The sequence below is a fragment of the Burkholderia sp. THE68 genome (assembly GCF_009938265.1).
In the GTDB taxonomy this organism is placed as follows: domain Bacteria; phylum Pseudomonadota; class Gammaproteobacteria; order Burkholderiales; family Burkholderiaceae; genus Caballeronia.
On the sequence record NZ_AP022319.1, the window covers coordinates 1,404,879 to 1,421,142 of the forward strand.

General features: G+C 62.8%; 18 protein-coding genes. 6 read left to right on the forward strand and 12 right to left on the reverse strand.

Annotation, left to right across the window (positions count from 1 at the left end; translation table 11 throughout):
* Positions 1–129: 129 nt before the first annotated feature.
* A complete protein-coding gene (locus BTHE68_RS34845) occupies positions 130–351 on the forward strand; it encodes an HP1242/YdcH family protein (RefSeq protein WP_162070794.1) in 222 nt (73 codons plus the stop codon).
* A 51-nt stretch (positions 352–402) separates the two neighbouring features.
* The gene (gene ppk2, locus BTHE68_RS34850; RefSeq protein WP_502710618.1) at positions 403–1,458 is read left to right on the forward strand and encodes a polyphosphate kinase 2; all 1,056 of its coding nucleotides are present in this window, start codon (positions 403–405) and stop codon (positions 1,456–1,458) included.
* Here ppk2 and BTHE68_RS34855 read toward each other — a convergent pair.
* Positions 1,455–2,345, reverse strand: a complete 891-nt coding sequence (locus BTHE68_RS34855; protein ID WP_162070795.1) for a LysR substrate-binding domain-containing protein — start codon at positions 2,343–2,345, stop codon at positions 1,455–1,457. The two genes, ppk2 and BTHE68_RS34855, sit on opposite strands and share 4 nt — an antisense overlap.
* A gap of 82 nt (positions 2,346–2,427) precedes the next feature.
* Between BTHE68_RS34855 and BTHE68_RS34860 the strand changes: the two genes are divergently transcribed.
* The gene (locus tag BTHE68_RS34860; protein ID WP_162070796.1) at positions 2,428–3,195 is read left to right on the forward strand and encodes a sulfite exporter TauE/SafE family protein; all 768 of its coding nucleotides are present in this window, start codon (positions 2,428–2,430) and stop codon (positions 3,193–3,195) included.
* Between the two features lie 299 nt (positions 3,196–3,494).
* Here BTHE68_RS34860 and BTHE68_RS34865 read toward each other — a convergent pair whose 3' ends face one another.
* Positions 3,495–3,845 carry a hypothetical protein gene (locus BTHE68_RS34865; protein WP_225936419.1) on the reverse strand — a complete coding sequence of 117 codons (351 nt, stop codon included), beginning with the start codon at positions 3,843–3,845 and terminating at the stop codon, positions 3,495–3,497.
* A gap of 362 nt (positions 3,846–4,207) precedes the next feature.
* Positions 4,208–4,411, reverse strand: a complete 204-nt coding sequence (locus tag BTHE68_RS34870; protein WP_008347993.1) for a cold-shock protein — start codon at positions 4,409–4,411, stop codon at positions 4,208–4,210.
* A gap of 247 nt (positions 4,412–4,658) precedes the next feature.
* Here BTHE68_RS34870 and BTHE68_RS34875 point away from each other — a divergent pair, with 247 nt between their 5' ends.
* Positions 4,659–5,447 (forward strand): aldolase, encoded by a 789-nt coding sequence (locus BTHE68_RS34875; protein WP_162070798.1) that lies wholly within the window; start codon positions 4,659–4,661, stop codon positions 5,445–5,447.
* Here the strand turns inward: BTHE68_RS34875 and BTHE68_RS34880 are convergent, their stop codons facing one another.
* The 5 genes from BTHE68_RS34880 to BTHE68_RS34900 form a co-directional block, all read right to left on the reverse strand.
* Positions 5,448–6,722 (reverse strand): ABC transporter permease, encoded by a 1,275-nt coding sequence (locus BTHE68_RS34880; RefSeq protein ID WP_162070799.1) that lies wholly within the window; start codon positions 6,720–6,722, stop codon positions 5,448–5,450.
* 23 nt (positions 6,723–6,745) lie between these two features.
* Positions 6,746–8,263, reverse strand: a complete 1,518-nt coding sequence (locus BTHE68_RS34885) for a sugar ABC transporter ATP-binding protein (RefSeq protein WP_162070800.1) — start codon at positions 8,261–8,263, stop codon at positions 6,746–6,748.
* A 17-nt stretch (positions 8,264–8,280) separates the two neighbouring features.
* Positions 8,281–9,255, reverse strand: a complete 975-nt coding sequence (locus BTHE68_RS34890; protein ID WP_162070801.1) for a substrate-binding domain-containing protein — start codon at positions 9,253–9,255, stop codon at positions 8,281–8,283.
* Between the two features lie 100 nt (positions 9,256–9,355).
* The gene (locus BTHE68_RS34895) at positions 9,356–10,414 is read right to left on the reverse strand and encodes a LacI family DNA-binding transcriptional regulator (protein WP_162070802.1); all 1,059 of its coding nucleotides are present in this window, start codon (positions 10,412–10,414) and stop codon (positions 9,356–9,358) included.
* 96 nt (positions 10,415–10,510) lie between these two features.
* Complete coding sequence (locus BTHE68_RS34900; RefSeq protein ID WP_162070803.1) at positions 10,511–11,095, reverse strand: DUF1349 domain-containing protein; 585 nt, start codon at positions 11,093–11,095, stop codon at positions 10,511–10,513.
* Positions 11,096–11,239: 144 nt separating this feature from the next.
* On the opposite strand from BTHE68_RS34900, the gene BTHE68_RS34905 reads away from it, so the two are divergent.
* The gene (locus tag BTHE68_RS34905; RefSeq protein ID WP_162070804.1) at positions 11,240–12,610 is read left to right on the forward strand and encodes an HdeD family acid-resistance protein; all 1,371 of its coding nucleotides are present in this window, start codon (positions 11,240–11,242) and stop codon (positions 12,608–12,610) included.
* A gap of 45 nt (positions 12,611–12,655) precedes the next feature.
* On the opposite strand, the gene BTHE68_RS37090 is transcribed toward BTHE68_RS34905, so the two are convergent.
* On the reverse strand, positions 12,656–12,913 hold the full coding sequence (locus BTHE68_RS37090; protein ID WP_162070805.1) for a hypothetical protein: 258 nt from the start codon (positions 12,911–12,913) through the stop codon (positions 12,656–12,658).
* Between the two features lie 39 nt (positions 12,914–12,952).
* Entirely contained in the window at positions 12,953–13,792 is an 840-nt protein-coding gene (locus BTHE68_RS34915) for an NAD(P)H-binding protein (protein WP_162070806.1), read from the reverse strand.
* Positions 13,793–13,905: 113 nt separating this feature from the next.
* Here BTHE68_RS34915 and BTHE68_RS34920 point away from each other — a divergent pair, with 113 nt between their 5' ends.
* Entirely contained in the window at positions 13,906–14,538 is a 633-nt protein-coding gene (locus BTHE68_RS34920; RefSeq protein ID WP_162070807.1) for a TetR/AcrR family transcriptional regulator, read from the forward strand.
* Between the two features lie 13 nt (positions 14,539–14,551).
* Here the strand turns inward: BTHE68_RS34920 and BTHE68_RS34925 are convergent, their stop codons facing one another.
* Together BTHE68_RS34925 and BTHE68_RS34930 are read right to left on the reverse strand one after the other, a co-directional pair.
* The gene (locus tag BTHE68_RS34925) at positions 14,552–15,634 is read right to left on the reverse strand and encodes a glycosyltransferase family 2 protein (protein ID WP_162070808.1); all 1,083 of its coding nucleotides are present in this window, start codon (positions 15,632–15,634) and stop codon (positions 14,552–14,554) included.
* Positions 15,635–15,987: 353 nt separating this feature from the next.
* Positions 15,988–16,260 carry a DUF4148 domain-containing protein gene (locus BTHE68_RS34930; protein WP_162070988.1) on the reverse strand — a complete coding sequence of 91 codons (273 nt, stop codon included), beginning with the start codon at positions 16,258–16,260 and terminating at the stop codon, positions 15,988–15,990.
* Positions 16,261–16,264: the final 4 nt, after the last annotated feature.

Below are 16,264 nucleotides of genomic sequence, written 5' to 3' on the forward strand. Positions count from 1 at the left end.
CTAAGTGCATTCGATACGATTTGCGACGCTTTACCGCAGCCATATTTGATATTCGTCTAACAAATAAGCGAGTCCGGTAGGTAGTATGTACTTCGAAACACTCGAAACGAACCACCGGAGGATCACCGCATGTTTCCTGAATATCGCGATCTCATCTCGCGCCTGAAGAGCGAGGATGCCCATTTCTCGCGTCTCTTCGAGCGTCACAACGAACTCGATCATCAGATCAACAACATGGAGACGGGCGTCAGCCCTGCTGATTCCTTCGCCATCGAATCGCTGAAGAAGGAAAAGCTGTTGTTGAAGGACAAGATGTACGCTGTCTTGAGAAAGGCGCAGGAAGCCGCCTGAGAGACGTGAGAGGCAGAGACGCCGAAGCAACAACGAGAGGAAGGAATAAAGGTGATATCGCCAGACAAGCCTGAAGCGCTGCCGGCCTGCATCGAAGAGGAGGAAACGGGCTGCGCGGTCGAAGCGGCGCATGGCCTGCTGACGAACAGCGTCGATGACATACTCCAGCGGCTCGGATCACAGGAGCGCGAGGAGACGGAATCGCTCGTCGATACCGTGAGAACCCTGATCGGCGGTATGTCGCCAGATGAGATATCCACGTTACGCGCCCATCTTTTCGATGGCGACACCGTGCTGCGAACGGCCAACGGCTCGACCGATCCCGACGACGAACTGTCGCCGTCGTGGCGCGAAGGCGGCTATCCGTACCGGCATCTGATGTCGCGGCGTGCGTACGAGAAACAGAAGTATCGCCTGCAGGTCGAGTTGCTGAAGTTGCAGGCGTGGGTGCGCGACACGGGTCAGCGCGTCGTGATCCTGTTCGAAGGACGCGACGCGGCGGGCAAGGGCGGCGCCATCAAACGTTTCATGGAACATCTGAACCCGCGCGGCGCGCGCGTGGTCGCACTGGAAAAGCCGTCCGAGCGCGAGCGGGGGCAATGGTATTTTCAGCGCTACGTGGAGCATTTGCCGACGGCCGGCGAAATCGTCCTTTTCGACCGCTCGTGGTACAACCGCGCCGGCGTGGAGCGCGTGATGGGTTTCTGCACGCCGCGCGAGTATGACGAATTCGTGCAACAGGTGCCCGCGTTCGAGCGCCATCTTTCGCAAAGCGGCACGCACGTCATCAAGCTGTGGTTTTCCGTGAGCCGCGCCGAACAGCGGCGGCGTTTCAAGGAACGCGAGATCCATCCGCTCAAGCAGTGGAAGCTGAGCCCGGTCGATCTCGCATCGCTCGACAAGTGGGACGCCTACACGCAAGCCAAGGAAACGATGTTCGCGCACACCGATAGCGCCGACACGCCCTGGACCGTCGTGCGCTCCGATTGCAAGAAACGCGCGCGACTCAACGCCATGCGCTACGTGCTGCACAGGTTGCCGTACGCGAATCGCGATCTCAAGGCGATCGGCGCGGTCGATCCTTTCATCGTCGGGCGGCCGTTCTAGCTCGGACTAGTGCCTGTCATCAACGTCTGCGCGAGCAGGCGGGCGTGCGGAGTGAGGGCGTCGAAGTCGCGGGCGCACAGGTGCAGGCGGCGTGTCGTCCACGGTTCCGAGAGCGGCACGATCGAGAGCGCGGGGCGCTCCAGCATGCGCGCCGACGCCTCCGACAAGATCGCGAGACCGATGCCCGCCTCGACGAGCATGCCGATGTTGTCGATGCTGCGCATTCGGATGCGGTAGCTCATCTGTCTGCCGAGCCGCGACGCGCGTTCGGCCAGATGCATTTCGAGCGCGGCGTCCGATAACCCGACGAACGCCTCGCCGACGATTTCGGCGAACGCCACCGCGCGTTCCCTCGCCAGGCGATGCACGCCATTCGCCACGACCACCAGTTGATCCTGCGCGAGCAGATGGGTCTGAAGCAGCCCCAGGTCCGCCGTATCCGAAACGATGCCGAGTTCCGCGCGGCCTTCGGCGATCGCCTGCACGATCTCGACGCTCGGGCGCTCGTCGAGATCGATCGAAAGATCCGGATGGGTCGCGAGAAATTCCGTGAGCCGCGGCGGCAGGAAGGCGGCCAGCGCCGCCGTGTTCGACATCATCCGGATGCGGCCTTTGAGTCCGGTCGCGAACGAGCGCAACTCGCCGCGCATCTGCTCGACCTGGCCGAGGATCGCGCGCGCGTGGCGCACGAAGGCGTCGCCCGCGGCGGTCGCCTGCACGCCGCGCCGGTTGCGCTCCAGCAACGGCGCGCCGAGCGCGGCCTCCATGCCCGCGATGCGCTCGCTCGCCGAGGCCAGCGCGAGATGCATGGCCTGCGCGCCGGCCGTGATGCTGCCTCGCTCAACGACAGTCAGGAAAAGCCGCATGTCGGTCAGATCGAAACGCATGCCGCATCCTTCGGTTTCGCCGAAGCCTCGCATTGGAAATGCCAGATTGTAAGCGGCTGGCGGCATCGTTAGCATCTGTCGCATGCAACCCTTAATTCTCGTCATTGGCGCGGGTTTTCTTGCGGGCGCGATGAATGCGCTCGCGGGCGGCGGCTCGTTCGTGAGCCTGCCCGCGATGATCGCCGCCGGCTTGCCACCGGTTCAGGCGAACGCATCGAGTACCGTCGCACTGTTTCCGGGCGGCGTGGTGAGCGCGTGGGCGTATCGCGACGGGCTCGGCCCCGTCGGTTCGGTATCGATGCGCAAGATGCTCGTCATGACGCTCATCGGCGGTTTCGTCGGCGCGGCGCTCTTGCTGTCGACGTCGTCGAAGACCTTCTCCTTCGTGCTGCCGTGGCTCTTGCTGTGCGCGAGCCTGACGCTTGCGTTCGGCCGCAAGCTCGGCGAGGCGTTGCGGCGGCGCTGGCATATCGGCGCGGAGGCGGTGCTGTCGATCCAGTTCGCGCTCGGCGTATATGGCGGCTACTTCGGCGGGGCGGTCGGCATCATGATGATGGCGGTGTGGGGCCTGCTCGATTCGCGCGACCTGAAGAGCCTGAACGCGCCGCGCACGCTGCTCGTGAGCGCGGCCAACTCGGTCGCGGTGGTGACTTTCGCGGTGGCGCAGGCCGTGCGCTGGCCGGAGACGATCGCGATGCTGCTCGCGGCAATTGTGGGCGGCTATAGCGGCGCGCAACTCGGCCGGCGCGCGCCGCCGCACTGGATTCGCGCGGGCACGTTGCTCGTCAGCGCCGGCATCACCATCGCGTTCTTTGTGAAGACCTACGGGCCGATGTTGTCGAACCAGTGATCGACACCAGGGTCGCAGCAATGCGGCCGATTTCCGCCGAGTTGAATTTAAGCCAGGGGTTGGCCGTTTATAGGTGAACAGACCCAAGGGGACCATCATGTTTCCCGCTTTGCTCGAAACCATCGGTGCGCTGTCGCTGCTCGTGAGCATCGCGGCGAAGATCGTGTTGCTGCGCGATCCGCACGAAGACAGCGCGGACGATACGCTCAAAGCCGCGCCGGTCCGACGAGCCTGCGCGACGTGTTTCCGGCGCAAGCCGGTCGCTGGGACCTGTCGCTCGCGCTATGTGCGCCCGGTCGTCAGTGCGCGTTGCGTTCGAGCGGCGGCAGGCCGAGCGGCTTTTTCGCGGACTCGTAAGCACGGATGAAGCGCGGATCGTCATCGAGTTCGCGGGCCATCCACTTCGACAGATCTTCGCCGCAGGCCGGATCGGCGATATCGCGGAAACACGGCGAATTGGCGGGCATCATGGTCGCCGCCCAGTAAAAGCTGAAGAGCGCCTGCTTTTCCGCGGGCTCCATGGTGAGCGCTTGCGGGTCGGTTCCGGAAAACCAGCGGTCGAGCCGGGTCGAAAGGGTCGCTTCGGTTTCGTGGCTGTCGTATGAAAAGACGTAGCCGCCGCCTGCCTGGGCCGTATGAAAGTCGTTCATCACGACGTCGCTGACGAAGCGCGCCGCTTTTGCATTGGCCGCGAACGTTTGCGCGGAGGCATCCCATGCAAAAACGCAAAGGGCGACAAGCAATGCATTTGTTTTATGCCGAACGAGCGTGCGGCATTTTTTCCGATTGCTGGCCGAGTTCACACGAGTGAGAGGAAATAATTGCGCATCACCGCGAGTGTTTGCGGCGTTGAAAAAAGATACCGCGATTCTACTGAGTTATTCGATAGATCGGTAAGGAACAGTGAACGCTCGCAAATGGTGCATCTGAATAACGTTTTACTTTATTGTGCGCACCAAAGCAAAACGGCCCGTGAGGGCCGTTTCGTTGCCAGAGGCGAGTGCGCTGAAACTTACAGCGGCTGGATCGTCGAAGCTTGCTTGCCCTTCGGGCCTTGCTTGACTTCGAAGCTCACCTTCTGATTCTCCTGGAGCGACTTGAAACCCTTGGACTGGATTTCGGAGAAATGTGCAAACAGGTCCTCACCGCCGTCGTCCGGCGTGATGAAACCAAAACCCTTTGCATCGTTGAACCACTTCACAGTACCTGTTGCCATTTTTCCAAACCCTATTGAGACGGATTACGTTGTAGATGCGCTTCGAATCTCGAGCGGCATAGAGTTTTACCATGCCAGAACGCCGAGTTCAAATAAGCGTTTCTGCTAAGAGACGCGACATTTGCGCGTCATACTTCGTTTTTCGGGAGCCTGCGCCGCCGATTGCCTTTTTGTCCGGACAATACTCGCCCGCGCATTCGATTATCCTCGACCTTTCGGTCAAGCAAAAGACAAAAGGCACGAAATCATGGCACATACGCTTTCCAGCGTCGCGCAACGCGTGGCGTCCGACACCGTCCGGCTCGATGCGCCGGAGATCGCCGAGGCACGCCGGGAACTTGCCGCCTGCTTTCGGCTTGCGGCGCTACACGGCTTCGAGGAGGGCGTGTGCAATCACTTTTCGGCGGTGGTGCCGGGCCGCGACGATCTGTTCTTCGTGAACCCGTACGGCTATGCCTTCAGCGAGATCACGGCGTCGCGCCTTCTGGTCTGCGATTTCGAAGGCAATGTCATCGACGGCGAGGGTGAGCCGGAAGCGACCGCCTTCTATATTCACGCGCGTCTGCACAAGCTGATGCCGCGCGTGAAGGCGGCGTTCCATACGCATATGCCGAACGCGACTGCGCTGTGCCTGCTCGACGGGCCGCCGCTCTTGTGGCTCGGGCAGACGTCATTGAAATTTTATGGCCGCACCGCGGTCGACGAGGATTACAACGGCCTCGCGCTCGATGATGCCGAAGGCGATCGCATCGCCAGCGCGATGGGCGACGCCGATATCCTCTTCCTCAAGAATCACGGCGTGATGGTTGCGGGTGCGACGATCGCCGAGGCGTGGGACGATCTCTACTATCTCGAGCGCGCGGCTGAAGTGCAGTTGCGCGCGATGAGCGCGAACCGGCCGCTCAAGGTTGTGCCGCACGAGATTGCGCAGCGTACTTACGAGCAGATGCGTGAGGGGGATGCACAGAGCGCGAAGGCGCATCTTGCGAGCGGGATGCGGCAGTTGCGGGGGAGGGGGATTGATTTCGAGGGGTGACTACTTCCGCGCCCCAAACCGCCTGAACCACCCACGCTTCCCCATATCCGCCTGCTGCAGAAACACTGCGATCACGATGATCAATCCTTTGAGAACGAGCTGCGTATTGCTATCGATATCATTGAGCAGCAGGATATTACTCAGGAATCCAAATATCAACACACCCGCAACCGTCCCCGACACGCGCCCGACCCCACCCGAAAGGCTCGTGCCGCCGATCACGACAGCCGCGATCGCGTCCAGCTCCCAGCCCATGCCGGCATCCGCCTTGCCTTGCCGGTACTGCGCCGCATAAAGCACGCCGACCAGCGCCGAGAGCAAGCCCGAGATCGCATAAGCGGCCATCTTGTGACGCGCGACATCGAGTCCCGACACCACCGCGCATTTCTCGTTTCCACCGATCGCATAAAGATACTTGCCGAATACGGTGCGGTTCATCACGAACCCCACCACGATAGCAATCACCAGAAAGAAAAGCGCAGGCACCGGCACCACATTGAAAAGCAGCGCGCGCAGCGCTTCGATATCGCTCGTTGCATTGGTGCCGCTATAGATCGAATAGACGGCCGTATCCTGGCCCGCGATCAGACGCGAGGCGCCCAGCACGCCCACCATCGCGGCAAGCGTGACGATGAAAGGCTGCATGCGTCCGCGCGTGATGATCCAGCCGTTGAGCGCGCCCAGCGTGAAACCCGCGAGCGGCACGATCCACATCACGGCGAGCAGGGGCATGCGATGCCCGCCATGCAGCGCGATATACGCACAAGCCAGCGCCGCGACGATCAGCGCGATACCCGCCTGCATCGCAACGGGCGAACGATCCGCGACGCGCACGGTCTGCGCATCGCGCGCACGCATGATGCCGCGCGCGACGCCGAGCACGGCGAACACGATCGCGAACACGGCGATCGCATCGAGCACGAGCGATGCGTAGGTCGCGCGGTTCCAGCCATCGGTGGTGAGCAGCATCGCGGTGAGCACGCTGCCGAGTCCCATGATCGCGCCCACCGACAGATCGATGCCCGCCGTGATGATCACGAGCGTCATGCCGATTGAAATCACGCCGACGTTCGCGACTTGCCGGAACACGTCGGAGATATTCGCGCTCGACAGAAAGATGTTGCCGCCGTCGGCCGCGTGCGGCGACGTGAACGCGCCCACCACCAGCAGCACGATGAGCCCGAGGTAATACTTCAGATACGTGAGGAACGTGCTCAGGTGTCGCTGACGGGCGGTGGCCGCGGACTCGGCGAGTTGGTCCTGCGCTTGCAGCATGATATGCGTCTCCGTTTATCGCTTCAGGGCGAGGCCATCCTGATGAGCACGTCGCCCGAGAATTGCTCGCGCGTCAGTACGCCGCGCGCGTGTCCTTCGCACATCACGAGGATGCGATCGGCCAGAAGCACCAGCTCATCGATTTCCGAACTCGCGACGATCACCGTCACGCCTTCGCGCGCGGCCGCGAGTATCTGCCGATAGATCTCGGCCTTCGCGGCGACATCGACGCCGCGCGTGGGTTCATCGAGCAGAAGAATGCGCGGCTTCGTCATCAGCCATTTGCCGATGATGAGTTTCTGCTGATTACCGCCCGACAGGGTGCTCGCATCCTGCGCGAGCGTGCGATGCTTGACGTTCGATGCCCGCGCCTGCGATGCGGCCCATGCCTGCATGCGGCCGCGTCGATAGAATGGGAATCCCGGCGCGCGCGAGAGCGAAGGCAGAACGAGGTTCGCTTCCAGCGACTGATCGAGCACGAGCCCGTCTTTCTTGCGGTCTTCGGTCACGAAGGCAAGGCCGGCCGCGGCCGCGCGATCCGGCGAATCGATCGCATGCGTGTGACCCGCCACGCGTATCTCGCCTTCGCGCCGATACCGCGACACGCCGAACAACGCCTCGAGTATCTCCGTCTTGCCCGCGCCGAGCAGCCCCGAGATGCCGAACACTTCGCCTTGTTGCACCGCGAACGACACATCCGATACGACCGCGCGCGCCGGTCCCCATAACGTGAGGCCGCGCACGTCCACGGCGAGCGGGCGCGCCTGCGGCGCCTCGGCTTCGGTGCGCTCGGGCGGCGCGAAGTCCTTGCCGATCATCATCGAGACGAGCGCCGATGACGATTCGACCTGCCGCATCTGCAAGGTCGCGATGCGTCTTCCGTCGCGCAACACGGTCACGCGGTCCGCGACCGCGAATACTTCGCCGAGCCGGTGACTGATGAGCACGATACCCATGCCGCGCTCGCGCAGATCGCGTGTGAGCGTGAGCAGCGCCTGCGTTTCGGTGTCGGAGAGCGCGGACGTCGGTTCGTCCATGATGAGCACGCGCGCATCGGCGAGCAGCGCCTTCGCGATCTCGACCAGTTGCTTCTCGCCGACACGCAAGGTGCCGACGAGCGTATTCGGCGGCGCGCGAAAGCCAAGTTGCGCGAGCACTTTCGCGGCCGCGTCGTGCATTGCGCGGCGATCGGGAAAGCCCATGCGCGTGCGCAGTTCCTTGCCGAGAAAGATGTTGTCGACGGCGGACAGCGTATCGACGAGATTGAGCTCCTGATGAATGATCGCGACACCCGCGCGCGTCGCGTCGTTCACGCTCATCATGCGCGTCGTCTCGCCACGCACGCGGATGCTGCCGGCATCGGGCGCATAGAGGCCGCCCAGTATCTTCATCAAGCTCGACTTGCCCGCGCCGTTCTCGCCGACGAGCGCATGAATCTCGCCCGATGCGACATCGAAGTCGACGCCGGACAGCGCGGGGCTGCCGTTGAACGAAATCGACAGGCCCGCGGCTTCGATGAGCGGCGCGGTGACGGTTGCCATCGCTGTCTGTGTCTCGCTCAGTGGTTTGCGATGTACTGCTTCGCGTTGTCCGCGAAGATGCCCTGCGTCGGCAGCGTCACCTTCTTCTGCACCTTGTCGCCGTGCAACACCTTGAGCGACTGGCGGATGCCTTCCGCACCCGGCGTCGGATACATAAAGGTGCCCGCGAGCAGGCCTTGCTCGACCCACGTCGCGCCTTCCTGCGGCAGGCCGTCGATGCCGACGAACTTGATGCTCTTCTCGCGGCCTGCATCCTTCGCGGCGAGATAGGCGCCATAGGCCATCGGATCGTTATGCGCGTACACCACGTCGATCTTCGGCTGCACGCGCAACACGGTCTTCATGTAATCGTAGGCCTTGTCCTGCTTCCAGTCGCAATCCACGCGCTCGCCCACGCGCTTGATGCCTTTCTCCTTGCCGATGGCCTTATCCGCGCCGTCATGCCGGTCATGCGCGGGCTGCGCGCCGAAGCCGCCCCAGATTTCGACCAGACTGCCTTGCGCCTTGCCCGGCCCGCCCGTCAGCTTGACGATGAAGTTGCCCGCTTCCTGGCCGATCTGCACGTTGTCCCCGCCGATGAACTGCGTGAACTGATCGCCGTTCACTTCGCGATCGAGCACGAACACGGGAATGCCTGCCTTGAAGGCCTTTTCGACGACGCCCGTGAGGCCCGCCGACTCCTTGGGCGAGATGAAGATCGCGTCCATCTTCTGCGTGATGAAGTTCTCCATGTCGGCGTTCTGCTTGTCGGTGCGGTCTCCCGCGTCGGCGATGATCAACTCGACCTCGGGATGCTTCGCGGCCTCCGCCTTCATGTCCTTGTTGAACTGCACGCGCCACGGCTCGACGGTCGTGACCTGCGAGAACCCGAAGCGGTATTTCTTCTGCTGCGCGAACGCCGGCCCGGCGATGAGCGCGGAGAACGTGCCGACCGCGCCGGCCAGCGGTGCGGCGATGAGACTCGCGGTGATGATGCGTCGTTTGCTGTCCATTGCGTCTCTCCTGTTTTGGTTGCCAGCTTTGGGTTCGTTGTTCGTGACGGGTTGCTGCTCTCGCTGGTTCTGATCGGGTTCGATCGATGAAAATAAAACGTTATAGCGTGGCCCGCTTGCGGGTTTCCCTGCCCGTCGCCTTGAAGGGCGGCGCGGTGCTCTCGCGCACGCGCAAATCCGCTTTCATGCGCAGATGCACCGGCTCCGCTGATTCGCCTTGCAACTGTTTATGCAGCAGTTGCCAGATCGCGCGGCCCACGGCTTGCACCGGTTGATGTATCGAGCTGATGCGCGGATGCAGCACCGACATCCACGGCGCGTCGTCGAAAGAGAGCAGGGAGATGTGTTCGGGCAGCTGCAATTCCGCATCGCGTATCGCGCGCAAGGCGCCGAGCGTCGCGACGTTCGCGCCGGTGAAGAGCGCAGTCGGCCGCTCGCGCTCCGAGAGCAGTCCGAGCGTGGCCGCGTGGCTCTCCGTGTCCGTCATCCCGCATACGACGACGCGTGCATGGCGTGCGAGGCCCGCGCGTTTCATGGCGTCGAGATAGCCGTCCGCGCGCTCGCGGCTGTTGACGAGATCGAGCGCATTGACGATGAACGTGATGCGCTTGTGCCCCAGCGCGATGAGATGATCGGTGCCGTCGCGCGCGGCGCGCCGGCTGTCGGTGGTCACGGTATTGGCGGGAAAGCTGTCGTCGACGCGGTCGGCCATGACGAGCGGCACATCGCATTCGCGCAGTTCTTCTATCGCGTGATCGTAGCCGTGGCAGGGAATGATGATCATGCCCGCCACTTGCCGTGACAGCACGAAGCGGATGCGCTCGGCCTCGCGCTCGGGATTTTCCTGCGCATGCGCGAGCAGCAGGCGATAGCCGCTCGCGAGCGCATGATCTTCCACCACGCACAGCAATTCGATGAAGAACGAGTTCGTCAGATCGGGCACGACGAAGCCGATGGACGTCGAGCGGCTGCTGCGCAATTCGGCCGCGAGGCTGTTGCGCCGATAGCCGAGCCGGCGCGCGGCGTCCCACACCTGCTCGCGCCGCGCGGCGCTCACGCCCGGCGCGCCCGCCATGACCTTCGATGCGGTGCCGAGCGATACCCCTGCCGCAGTGGCGACATCCTTCAACGTGCGGGCCGGTTTTTTTCGTGAGTCCAAGGCGCGATATCGTCGAAATTCTGAAACGTTTCAGAATATTAGAAAGCGCCGACCAACCGGGCAAGTGAGTGTTTTTACCGACTCCGATGCGCCGCCTTACATCGAGATATCGTGCAGGTCCTTGACGATGGGCGGTCCGATCCTGAAGTCTGAGAAACGCACGGTGAGGCCGCCGCGCTCGGGCGTGCAGCACATCGGGCCGACCTGCCAGCGCGCGGTCGCACTGCTTGCGGCGAAGGGCGCAAGACGCATGAGGGTCCAGTGGCGTTCATCGGCGCTGCATTGCACTTTCAGGACGCCTTGCGCGACCGTCACGCGCAACCGGAAGCGGTTCGTGTTCGCGCGCGAGCCGAGCGACCAGTCGGAGAGATCGCTGGTCAGGACGGTGCTGAAGGTGAGCGCGCCGTCGTTGTATTCGGCGCCGGACTTGACCCAGCGTTCGGCGCTTTCGCGCACCATGAGGCCGGCCTGATCGTAGAGCGCGGAGAATTCGCCTTCGACCGCGACTTCGGCGGTAAAGTCGCCATCGACGTCTGCCGCGAAGACATGGCCGTTATCGCGTACGAAGCCGTAGTGCGTCTTGCGCCAGAAGTCCGTGTTCGGGTCGGTGGCGACGTGGAGCGTGTCGTTCTCGACGCGCCATTGCGCGGGCTCGTTGATCCATCGGCATTGCTCGAACATGGCGTCTCCGTCGCATGAGGATGGCAGCGTAAGTATGTCATGGCGCGTTCATCGCAGTGTCTGGAACGATCGTACGAAACGGTGTGCGCGTCAACTGCACTAACATGTACGGGCACTGAGCATTCTTTTTCCGGTGGGAGAACGATGGTCAAGTTAATGATGATCCTGCTGGGCGTGGATTATTTGCGCAATCGCTGGCGCGGCCTCATGGTGACGGGCTGGCTGCTGCTGCTGACCGGCATCGGCGTGTTCATCGATGCACTCGATGGCGCGCTCGGCTTCCCGATTGCCTCGGTGGGCTGGCTGCTGCTGATCGAGGGCGCGTTGACGCTGGCGGTCGCGTGGGCAGGCGTCGGCGGGCAGCGCAGGCTGCGCTATGCGAAGGGCATCGCGTTCGTGCTCACAGCGGCGCTGATCTTCGAGGGCAATCATCACGGCCACTTCATTCTGTCGATACTGATCGGCGTCGCGTTCATCTTCGATGGCCTTCTGCAGGCGACGTCCGCGCTCGTCGTGCGGTATCGTCGCTATCGTGTCGCATTCGGGTTCGCGATCTTCGAGATTCTGCTCGGCGTCTTCATGCTTCAGCCCTATCCGACGCACTACAAGGGCACGGTGCCGTATTGCGTCGGCGCGTTCTTCATCTTCGCGGGCTGGAACCTGATTCTCATCGCGACGCGGGTGCGCAAGCTCGCGAGCAACCCCGCGAGCTGGGGCGACGCCAGCGCCGAAGCCGCGAGCGCGGCACAACCGAAGGAGCCGCCGCGTCCCGCGCTGCAAGCCCGCGAATGGGACGGCCCGCCCGCCGACGATGAACCCGCGCTCACCGTGCACGTCTGGACGCCGGTAGGCTCGTCGAAGGCGCAGACGCAGTGGCATCCGGTCGTCGATCGTTATATTGCGGCCGTGGACCGTAACGGCGTGATCTCGACGGGCCATGCCGCGCTCGAATCGCCGGAAGGCATCTACTTGAGCCTTTATCCAGCTGTCGAGATAGACCGCTCGCCCGACGACTTCGCGCGCCTCTTGCGCGCTACGCGCGAGAACGATGTGCCCGGAATGTTTCAGCCGAGCTACGCGATCGAATCGAAGGCGTGGTGTCCATCGACAACGCGCGTGCGTATCCGCAATTACGATCCGGTTCGTCTGGATCGTTTCTGGCGCAATTATCGCGAGGACACGACCTATAACCTCACGCATCGCAATTGTTCGAGCAGCGTATCGCGCGCGCTCGATGCGGCGCTGGAAGGCGCGGCGGGGCGCTTGTATGGCGCGAGCGCGGGTTGGGGCGCGCTGGTTCGAATGATCGTCACGCCGGAACTCTGGGTTGCCGCGCAGGTACGCAAGCGCGCGGTGACGATGGCCTGGACGCCCGGTTTGACGCTCGACTATGCGCGAGCGCTCAGCATGGTCGCTGATCCGCGTCCTTATGGCTGGCTCAAGGTTGCGCGTATCGCGATTGCGAAGATGCGTGAATCGCGGCGGGCGTGGCGTGATGAGGGAACGCGGGTTTGATGGGACGGGTTAAAAGCATTCCTTAGCAAAACAACCCGACCCATTCTAAAGATCAAGGTCTTCGGCTTCCTTGCGCGCACGCCGTTCCTCGTTCGCCCGACGCGCGCGCAAACGCTGACGCGACAATTGTGCGATCACCTCGCCCGTCGACGCGCCTGGCGGGATTTCATTGCGAATGACCTTGGGCACCATGGGCAATCCCATGCGCTGCCTGCGCAGCGCGCGGGCGATGTTGGTGCGGCACTCCTGTCCGTGACAATCCCATTCGTCACGGATTCGCTCACAGTAGGGACATTGTTCCATCCTTACAGTTTATCGCGAAGAGCGTGGTTTTCGCACACCTCACACGTCCCAGACGCCGCTCGCCGCCGTGCGCCTCGCATAGTCCTCGAAACTGCGCGCTTCGCGATCCAGGGCGAGACGCACGCCATCGACAGGCTTTTCGTTGCGGCCGTCGAGCACGGTGGTGAACAGATAGAGAATCAGATCCGTTTCCTCCGTCGATACGCCCGCCTCGAGCAACCCCGCGCGAAACGCATCGGCCGGCGCCGGCACGAGACGCAGATTGCGCCGCGATGCCTGTCCGATGCATTCGAGCGCTTCGGCGAAAGAGATCGCGCGAGGCCCGGTCAGCTCGTAAAGCCTGTTCTCGTGACCCGGCTGCGTGAGCGCCGCGACGGCTACGTCGGCGATATCCTCGGCATCGACGAAAGGCTCTTTGATATCGCCGACAGGCAGCGCGAGCGTGCCCTCGCGAATCGGATCGAGCAGAAAGCTTTCGCTGAAGTTCTGCATGAACCAGCTGCAACGGAGAATGGTCCAGATTGCGCCCGAGCGTTGCAGGGCTGATTCAGCGGCCTGAGCTTCTTCCTCGCCGCGTCCCGAAAGCAGCACGATACGTTCGATGCCGCTTGCCCGGGCCGTGTCGAAGAACGCGCTGACCGTGTCGAGCGCGCCGGGTATCGCGAAGTCGGGCTGATACGTGACGTACGCGCGCTTCACGCCCGCGAGCGCGTCGCGCCAGGTCGCGCGATCGTTCCAGTCGAAGCGCGGCCGCGTGGAGCGCGCGCAGCCGCGCACGTCGAGTCCTTGCGCGCGAAGCCGCTCGGCCACGCGGCGTCCCGTCTTGCCGTTCGCGCCCAGCACGAGAATGGGCGCGGCGTCGAAGTTCGATCCAGTCATGACAGTCTCCTGTGATTAAAACATGAGAGTTGCTCACGTTTTAAACATGATAGATACTCACATTCAGCTGTCAAGGATTTTTGAGCACGCAGTCATGCGGCAAAGGAAAAGCCATGCAAGACAAGCCGCCGCGCGTCAAGGCGGAATCAGGCGCCCGCCGGCAACCCGCGCAACAACGCAGTCGCGAGCGTCTGGATCGCATCCTGGAGATCGCGCAGCGATTGATCGCGGAGAAGGGCAGCGAGCACGTGAAGATGAGCGAGATCGCCGAGCTTGCGGAGATTTCCATCGGCTCGTTGTATCAGTATTTTCCCGATAAGCGCGCCATCGTCCGCACGCTCGCCGAGCTATACGCGGCCGAAAGCCGGCGCTGCGTGCGCGAGGCGCTCGACGCGGTGCAGGACAAGGCGCAATTGCTGGGCGCGTTCGCGTCGCTGGTCGATCAGTACTATGAGATCGTGCTGGACAAGCCCGTGATGCGCGACATTTCTTCCGCGCTGCGATCGGACAAGGAGTTGATGAACATCGAGATTGCAGAGAGCAAAGCGTGCGGTGCACTGCTCGCGGCGGCGATCCGGCGCGTCAAGCCGCGCGCGGACAGCAAGCGCGTCAACGCGCTCGCTTTCCTGATCTGGCAAATGGGCGAAGAAACGATGCGTCTCGCCGTCGCGCACAAGCGCGGCGAGGGCGCGCTGCTGGTCGACGCTTATAAGCGGATGACCCTGCGAGCGATCGAGGATGTCTGAGCCAGGCGCGCGTTCATCCGCTCAACTGGTTGGACGGGCTCGGCCGCCGCTCGCGTTGATGATGATCGAGGCTGCGTCGCAACATCTTCTTGACGAGGCCCTTGAGGAAGTGAATCGAGCGGTCCGCGCGCACGTTCAGGTCGAATGGCGCGAGCTCGCCGACTTCACGTCCGCTACGCGCGGTGAGTGTCGCGCGCGTCGTGCGATGATCGACGGCCATTGCGTTGAGCGTCTCGGAGGCGTGCTTGAACGATGCCCGATCCACGCGCGCACAGACGTGACACGCGCGATGGAACAGCTTGTCGAATACCGTGAGCCAGAATTCGTCCATCTCGCCGCCGTCGCAGCGCGCGAGCGCTTCCTTGCCATTGGCGCGCAGATCCTCGACATCGCGTAACGAAGCGCATTGCGTGATGCTGCCGAAGCGTCGCCGATAGCCGATCAGCGGCGTGGGAATGCGATAGAGGCTGCTGGCGCGGAGATATGTCGACGGCACGAGGGCCGCATCTTCGTAGTGTCGTCCCACGGGGAACGGCGCTGCATCGAAGAGTCCGGTGCGGTACACGCGCGCCCACGCGAAGGTATGAAAGCGGTCGGCGAACTGCTTTAGCGTGGCCTGATTCATCGGTACGCCGCCGCCATCGGTGGCGTCGACCAGTGTGATGTCGTCGAGCTCGCGCCCGTCGTCGTCGATGATCTTCACGTTGTACTCGACCACATCCCACTTGCCCTCGGCGAGAACGGGAATGACCGCTTCGGTGAAGCCCTTCAGATAGATGTCGTCGCCGTCGAGGAAGCCGACATACGGCGTACGTACCGCCGCGAGTCCGGTGTTGCGCGCGGCGCTCAGGCCGCCGTTTTGCTGTTGAATCAGCTCGATATGCACGCCGCCATCGCGCTCGACCATCGCGCGCGCTGCGGCATAGGTTTCGTCGCGAGAACCGTCATCGACCACGATGATCTTCATCGCGTCGATATGAGGCTGCGACAGCAGGGATTCGAGCGCTTCCTCGATGTAGCCTTCGATGTTGTACGCCGCCACCACGATGGTCAGCAGCGGATTCGTGTCACGCAAAGAGTCGCTTTCAAACGGCATAGATGACGCTCCATCGGGATGATTGGGGCACTGTCCCTTCGCATGCTGAAGCGAAGAATGCAATCTGGTCTGATGGATGCGGCTGGTGCGGCGACCGTGCCGCGTTATTGTTGGAGCATGTCGCGTCATATGGCGGGCCCCGATGCCCCGCCTGACGTGCATGTCGAAAGAGCAAACGCTGATAGAGCCGCTTTCTCGGGGCAAGGTTCCCGAGTGCGTGCATGTTAGCCCAGCAAAAAAACGAATCGATGACACGCGAATTCGTGCTTGCGTTGCATGTTACAGGCAACAAGGGTGCATGCGGCATATTTTCAAACTAAGCAAATGCAATGCCATGCGCCGTCCGCGCGCGGTCAGTGACGCGTATAGAGGCCCTGGCCGAGCGCTTGCGCGGAAGGTTGCGTGACCCATCCGCTTTGTACGCTGCCTTCGCTGCTGGCGCCATAACCCTGGCTGTACCGGCCTTCGGGATAGCCCGTCTTGGATTGATGCAAGGTCCCGTCGTGTTCTGCCTGGGCGACTTGCGTTTCGACTTCTGCCCGCGTGACGGTGGGCGATGATTGTGCATAGGAAAGCATCGGCACCATGACGGCGCATGCGAGCAGGGCGGCTGTGAGTTTCTTCATGATC

Excerpts from the sequence above, each read along its gene's own strand:
- BTHE68_RS34865 (WP_225936419.1), bottom strand. The coding sequence starts at position 3,845 with ATGAACGACTTTCATACGGCCCAGGCAGGCGGCGGCTACGTCTTTTCA.
- BTHE68_RS34885 (WP_162070800.1), bottom strand. The coding sequence starts at position 8,263 with ATGGCAACCGTCACCGCGCCGCTCATCGAAGCCGCGGGCCTGTCGATT.
- BTHE68_RS37090 (WP_162070805.1), bottom strand. The coding sequence starts at position 12,913 with ATGGAACAATGTCCCTACTGTGAGCGAATCCGTGACGAATGGGATTGT.
- BTHE68_RS34905 (WP_162070804.1), top strand. The coding sequence starts at position 11,240 with ATGGTCAAGTTAATGATGATCCTGCTGGGCGTGGATTATTTGCGCAAT.
- BTHE68_RS34890 (WP_162070801.1), bottom strand. The coding sequence starts at position 9,255 with ATGGACAGCAAACGACGCATCATCACCGCGAGTCTCATCGCCGCACCG.
- BTHE68_RS34870 (WP_008347993.1), bottom strand. The coding sequence starts at position 4,411 with ATGGCAACAGGTACTGTGAAGTGGTTCAACGATGCAAAGGGTTTTGGT.
- BTHE68_RS34855 (WP_162070795.1), bottom strand. The coding sequence starts at position 2,345 with ATGCGTTTCGATCTGACCGACATGCGGCTTTTCCTGACTGTCGTTGAG.
- BTHE68_RS34845 (WP_162070794.1), top strand. The coding sequence starts at position 130 with ATGTTTCCTGAATATCGCGATCTCATCTCGCGCCTGAAGAGCGAGGAT.
- BTHE68_RS34915 (WP_162070806.1), bottom strand. The coding sequence starts at position 13,792 with ATGACTGGATCGAACTTCGACGCCGCGCCCATTCTCGTGCTGGGCGCG.
- BTHE68_RS34925 (WP_162070808.1), bottom strand. The coding sequence starts at position 15,634 with ATGCCGTTTGAAAGCGACTCTTTGCGTGACACGAATCCGCTGCTGACC.
- BTHE68_RS34900 (WP_162070803.1), bottom strand. The coding sequence starts at position 11,095 with ATGTTCGAGCAATGCCGATGGATCAACGAGCCCGCGCAATGGCGCGTC.
- BTHE68_RS34920 (WP_162070807.1), top strand. The coding sequence starts at position 13,906 with ATGCAAGACAAGCCGCCGCGCGTCAAGGCGGAATCAGGCGCCCGCCGG.
- BTHE68_RS34875 (WP_162070798.1), top strand. The coding sequence starts at position 4,659 with ATGGCACATACGCTTTCCAGCGTCGCGCAACGCGTGGCGTCCGACACC.
- BTHE68_RS34880 (WP_162070799.1), bottom strand. The coding sequence starts at position 6,722 with ATGCTGCAAGCGCAGGACCAACTCGCCGAGTCCGCGGCCACCGCCCGT.
- BTHE68_RS34860 (WP_162070796.1), top strand. The coding sequence starts at position 2,428 with ATGCAACCCTTAATTCTCGTCATTGGCGCGGGTTTTCTTGCGGGCGCG.
- BTHE68_RS34930 (WP_162070988.1), bottom strand. The coding sequence starts at position 16,260 with ATGAAGAAACTCACAGCCGCCCTGCTCGCATGCGCCGTCATGGTGCCG.